1 protein-coding gene is annotated in these 223 nt (G+C 34.1%); it reads right to left on the bottom strand.

All coding sequences use genetic code 11. The features are described from left to right. On the bottom strand, positions 1-223 hold a 223-nt coding region (locus HMPREF2937_RS11915; protein WP_142351450.1), incomplete at both ends, for a DDE-type integrase/transposase/recombinase.

Raw genomic sequence — 223 nt, 5'->3', positions numbered from 1 at the left:
TCAATGAGGTTATTGAGATATTTAGATGTGCAATGACAGTTAGGTTTCAGCTTAAACACTTTAATTATTTTAGCCATGGCTACCTTCGTTGAAGGTGCTTGATCTGTAATTATCATTTGAGGTTTACCGAATTGTTTAATAAGGCGCTTAATAAACGCATATGCTGATTGATGATCTCGTTTTTTGCGTAACCAAATATCTAATGTATGTCCATCTGCATCAA

The organism is Staphylococcus sp. HMSC061G12 (assembly GCF_001838465.1).
Classification (GTDB): Bacteria; Bacillota; Bacilli; order Staphylococcales; family Staphylococcaceae; genus Staphylococcus; species Staphylococcus simulans.
This window is presented reverse-complemented; position numbering and strand designations above follow the sequence as displayed.